General features: G+C 68.2%; 5 protein-coding genes and 1 pseudogene. All 6 read right to left on the bottom strand.

Annotated features, from left to right (window positions below; all coding sequences use genetic code 11):
- A partial coding sequence (locus ACF8NF_RS16940) for a phosphoadenosine phosphosulfate reductase family protein (protein WP_392450902.1) occupies positions 1–228 on the bottom strand: 228 nt, incomplete at its 3' end.
- Positions 228–1094 carry a hypothetical protein gene (locus tag ACF8NF_RS16935; RefSeq protein ID WP_392450901.1) on the bottom strand — a complete coding sequence of 289 codons (867 nt, stop codon included), beginning with the start codon at positions 1092–1094 and terminating at the stop codon, positions 228–230. The genes ACF8NF_RS16940 and ACF8NF_RS16935, both read right to left, overlap by 1 nt.
- Positions 1075–1530: a GNAT family N-acetyltransferase gene (locus ACF8NF_RS16930; protein ID WP_392450900.1), complete on the bottom strand. Its 456-nt coding sequence runs from the start codon at positions 1528–1530 to the stop codon at positions 1075–1077. Before ACF8NF_RS16930 ends, ACF8NF_RS16935 begins: the two co-directional genes overlap by 20 nt.
- Positions 1530–1949, bottom strand: coding sequence for a tail fiber assembly protein (locus ACF8NF_RS16925; RefSeq protein WP_392450899.1), 420 nt, complete (start codon positions 1947–1949; stop codon positions 1530–1532). Before ACF8NF_RS16925 ends, ACF8NF_RS16930 begins: the two co-directional genes overlap by 1 nt.
- The gene (locus ACF8NF_RS16920; RefSeq protein WP_313281471.1) at positions 1946–3868 is read right to left on the bottom strand and encodes a DUF1983 domain-containing protein; all 1923 of its coding nucleotides are present in this window, start codon (positions 3866–3868) and stop codon (positions 1946–1948) included. Before ACF8NF_RS16920 ends, ACF8NF_RS16925 begins: the two co-directional genes overlap by 4 nt.
- A pseudogene (locus ACF8NF_RS16915) lies at positions 3865–4793 on the bottom strand (hypothetical protein); the annotation flags it as partial. The gene ACF8NF_RS16920 and the pseudogene ACF8NF_RS16915, both read right to left, overlap by 4 nt.

Below are 4793 nucleotides of genomic sequence, written 5' to 3'. Positions count from 1 at the left end.
CTGCACGGTGCGCAGATCCGGAATCCACGCGCGCACCTGGTCCACGACCGCGCGTGTTTCCGGGATGGTGTCGCCCGTGGAAAGCCAGTAGACCGGCAGGCCCTGCTCCACCAGCGGGCGCAGCAGGTACAGGCATGCCAGCGAGTCCTTGCCCCCACTGAAATGCAGCGCTGCGCGCCGGCCAGCAATCGCCTGGCCCACGCTGTCGGCGATGTGTGCGGCCCGCATCAGAAGAACATGGCCGCAGCAGACAGGCCCGCGCCCACGATGGCACCCGTCCCAGCCCCCTGGGTGGCCTGCGACTGTTGGTAGGCCTGAGACTGCTGGCCCCACATGTTGGCCGCGCTGTTGCCAGCGTTGCCGGCCATGCCAGCCGCCTGGCCATAGCCGGAGTTCAGGCCAGCAAGGCCGGTGTTGGCGATGTTCTGGCCCGAGGCGCCATAGCCGGCCGTGGCGGCCGTCGTCTGCATGCCCATGGCGGGATAGCCGGCCAGTGCATTCGAGGCCCGATCCGTCAGCGCTCGCCCTTCCGCACGCGCAGCCGTTCGGGCCGAGTTCTTTCCGGCGGCAGTGGCCAGCGCCTCGCTGGCAACCAAGGCGTTGGACCCGGCGCCGTACTTGCCATCGGCGGGATTGATGCCCATGCGGGCCATTTCCGCGCCCTGCGTGCGCTTGGCGCTTTCGTATGCGTTGGAGACATCGGCAGCCGCCTGGCCCGCCAGCTCCTCGCGCTTGCCCTCCGTGTCGAACGTGCGCGCGTCCTCCACCATGGTGTCCTGCAGGCCGGTCAGCTTGTCGCGGCGCCCCAGCGCATAGTCGCGGTCGGACTGCGACTGCTCCCACGCGGTGCGCGAGGTGTCGAGCGCGAACTGCGTCTGCTCCTTTTGGAGCGGCGCCATGTCGTTCGCATTGCCGATGATCTGTTTGATCATGTCGTCCTGGATGCCCAGGTTTCTCACCTGGGCTTCGACCAGACGCGGGTCGGGGGCGGGCGTGCTGCTGCCCTTGCCGCCTTCCATGGTCATCGATCCGCCGGGACGCGGCCAGAACGCGCGCTCGGGCAGGAAATCAAATTCAGTCGTGTGCCAGCGCATGCCTGCACTCCTTTTTCCACATCACAAAAATAAGCACGTCGCCGCCGTCCGGCGCCGCTCCATGTAGCCGGGCTTCCTCTCGAAACCCCAGGTGCTCGTTGAAGCGCCGCGCCAGGGCGTTGCTCTCGTTCACGTAGCCGCTGACGCGCTCCACGCCGCACACCAGAAACGGATAGGCAAAGCAGGCGCGCAGGTAGCTGCGCACGAGCCAGCGCGCGCCGGGCTCGGCCGCGACGTGCATCCAGAGGTTGCGGCCGTTGAAGCCTTCATAGAGCACGCCGGCCACCAGCCGGCCGCCACGGCGCAGGCCAATGGCGCGCATGTCCTGGGCGCGGGCCAAGCCCGGCACCAGGCCCTGCATGAAGGGCAGCACCGCGTCGAGGTCATATTCGAGGGAATGGGGCATGCCGAGCACGGTGGCAGGCTTGGCACGCATCAGGCGGGTGCCGTGGGCCACACGATGGCCAGCGGGTCGGGCTGATCGGTGATGTCGCGCAGGGCCTGCCGGTAGGCAAGCCAGGGCGCCGGCATGGGCTCGCCCGTCTCCTGGGCGCGCAGCGTCACCCAGTCGCATGCGGCCAGGCGTGCATCGCGTTGGCCACGTACAGCGCTCCATGCCAGGCTATCGTCCAGTTTCCACGCCTGCTCCTGGGGATCGAAGCGGTGAAAATGGGACGGCCTGGGTGGTTTTTCGACAAGTCCCCCGCTCCAGTAATAAGCGCCGGGATCGCCCAGCGGTCCAGGGATGCGACGGTATGAGGCATCCGCGCCGGGCATCTCACCCAATGATTTGAAAGGCGCATTGCCGCAACGCAGTATGTTGCCCGCGCTATCGATCTGAATGAAATGAATCATCGACGGCCCCCTGTTCCGACCAGATTGGCACTGAACACTTGCAACGTACTTCCCTCAAGGTTCTGGATTTGGAGCGAATAGACGGTGACGCCGGGTGGCGGTCCAGCGTCAAACCCCGAAATCAGGGCGGATTGCTGAAAGCCTGCGGCAGCCGAAGTTCCGGCGAAGCGCAAGGCATTGCCGCCGCGCGAAATCGTCAGCCCGATGGCTCCCGCGCCGCCATTCGGCATGAAATGGGCCATGCCGATCAGCACCACGCCCGAGGCACCACTGGCGGGGTTGTCGATCCAGATGTTGCAGATGGTTCTTGTCTCCCCTGGGGCCAGCGTGAAGGGGCTGGTCACAAGATCGCTGGTCATAGACGTGACCGAGCCGCCCGCGATCTGCAGCGTGCCAATGGCCGCCTGCCCGATATAGGCCGTGCCGATGGCCGCCGTGTCCATGAACACGCCGATGTTGTTGGACGTGATGCGCTGCAGCCGGTTGATGAAGTCGCTGGTGTTCATCGTCGTGCCGTCCGGGAACGCCACGGTGTCGCCGATGCGGGCCTTGTCCTTGGTGGCCAGTGGCCCCAGGCCATTGACCTGGGCGGCCTTGAGATTGCGCAGCCATTGCGCGTCCAGGCCGTTGGCGTCCAGGATGACGTTGCCGGCGTTGTCGCGCACGGTGAGGCCGCGCGTGTCCACCTTGCGCGCCGCTACCGTGCCGTCCACCAGCAGATCGCCGTTGAGCACGGCGGCCGGGATCAGCCAGGCCGCGCCCATCCAGTGGCGCGTCTGCGTGAAGCCGGCGCCGTTGCTGATGGTCACGGCATCGCCCACGACCAGGTGGTTGGTGTTGGGCGCGCTGCCGCTGTTGCCCAGGGCCTGCCAGACGGCTTGGCGCGCGGTGGCATCGCTCCAGAAGCTGCCGCTGGCCGACAGCAGCACCGAGCCGCGCAGGCCGTCCACGAGCTTCTTGCCCAAGCCGTCGATGCGCATGTTGCCCTTGAGGTAGACGTTGCGCTGCAGGTAGATGCCGTCGCCATCGACGCCGAACACCACGTCCTCGGGCCGCGGCGTACTCATCTGGCCGGCGTTGTAGCTGGGGGAGACGATGGCGAACTTGTCGGCCATGATGATGAAGGCGCTGGAAGTCTTGCCGTTGACCTCCTCGGCCGCGATGCCGTAGCCGGCCAGGGCCCCGCCGGCCTGCACCTTGAGCGTGTACTGCGCGCGCAGCCCCTCGCTGTAGCCGGCCAGCACCGTCATCTCCTGCTCCAGCATGGCGCGGCCCGGCTTGCCGTCCTGGTAGTAGTTGCCCAGGGAGGCCTGCAGCTGCAGCACGTTGGTGGCCATGGCCCGCTGGCCGTCCGCGAACGCCGCCTGTGTGGCGCGCAGGCCTGCGCTGGCGTTGCGCAGGCTGGCTGTGACCTCGCGCACGGCCATGGCCAGGCTGCGCTCGTTGCTCTGCACCACGGTCTGCAGCTCGCGCACCTGGGCGCCGCGCTTGGCGGCCTCGTCGGCGATGGAGCGCAGCAGCTCGTCGCGGATCTCCTGCGCCAGGTGGTCGAAGCGGCTGGGGTCGTCCAGGGTCTTGGCCAGGCTCTTGAACAGGCGCGACTCGATGATCTCCTTGGCAAAGCGGTCCACCGCCACGATGGCGGACAGGCCGCCGCCCAGGTCGATGACCGTTTCGCCCTCGCCGGGCGTCTTGTCGGTGGCCAGCAGCTGGGTGACGCCCTGCACCGAGCCCTGCAGGGCCATCAGCTCGCGCAGGGTGACGCCGCGCTCGAACTCGTTGCCCCGGGCGCCGGAGCGCACTTCCAGGTGCTCGGTCACGGCCTGCATCCAGTTGGACAGGGCCTTGTCCTGGACGTTGACCCTGGCCAGGGCCGGCAGGCGGGCAGCGCCCGTGTCGATCTTCTTGCGGTTGGTCATACGCTGCGCAGCTCCTCGGTGGTCGAGCACAGCACCACGCTGGTGACGCGGGCCGCGCCCTCGATCTCCACCTGGTGCTCCAGCCAGCGCCCGGGCGGCAGGCGCTGCGGCTGCAGGTCGGTGAACTGGGCCGTGTGCTGCAGCTGGCCGTCGCCCCACAGGCGCAGGGTGATCGGGTGCTGGGCGTCCTGCAGGCCGTAGACCTTGGCCCAGGCCAGCGGCAGCTGCTGGCCCTGGGTGGCCAGGCCTGTGCGCCAGCGCGCCGAGCGCAGGGCATCGCCCGTGAAGCATTCCAGGATGTCCTGGCCGCGCGCCACGTACATGAGGTCGTTGAAGCGGTCCACCCAAACCGCCGTCACACCCGCGCCGCCCAGGTCGGTATGGCCGAGCTTGGCCCCGTCCTGCGCGCTGAACGCCAGGCAGCCGCCGCCGGCCCCGGCGTAGAACAGGTAGTAGACGCCCTCGTGCTCGGCCGCGAACATGCTGGCCGGCTGCATGCGCTGCCAGTCCTGGCGCGCGATCAGCTGCCGCGTCACCACCTGCACGCCGCCCGGGCTGGCCAGGCACAGGCCATCTGGCGAGGCATAGAGCACGCCGCCCTGCACGGGAACGATGGAGCGGCGGGCGCTGCAGGACTGGTTGCTGTCCAGCTTGATGGCCGACATCTGCGCCGAGTGCGCACCTGTCACGAAGTAGGGATTGCCGGCCGTGCCCACGAACAGCGTCTGGTCGAACACAGCCATGCCCACGATAGGCCACTCGGTCGTGACCTGGTAGTCCACGGGCCAGGCGTAGGGCACATAGGGCTCGCAGAACGCCACGGTGTTGTCGATGAAGCCGGCCATGATGCCGTTGGGCATGCCCGTGAGCCCGCGCAGGTAGGGGTTGGCGCCCACGCTGGGCTTGTTGTCGCCCTCGTACTGGC

This window comes from Delftia sp. WSY_22, assembly GCF_043104185.1.
In the GTDB taxonomy this organism is placed as follows: domain Bacteria; phylum Pseudomonadota; class Gammaproteobacteria; order Burkholderiales; family Burkholderiaceae_C; genus Comamonas; species Comamonas tsuruhatensis.
Note: the sequence above shows the minus strand (reverse complement) of the source record. Positions and strands in the feature narration are given on the sequence as shown.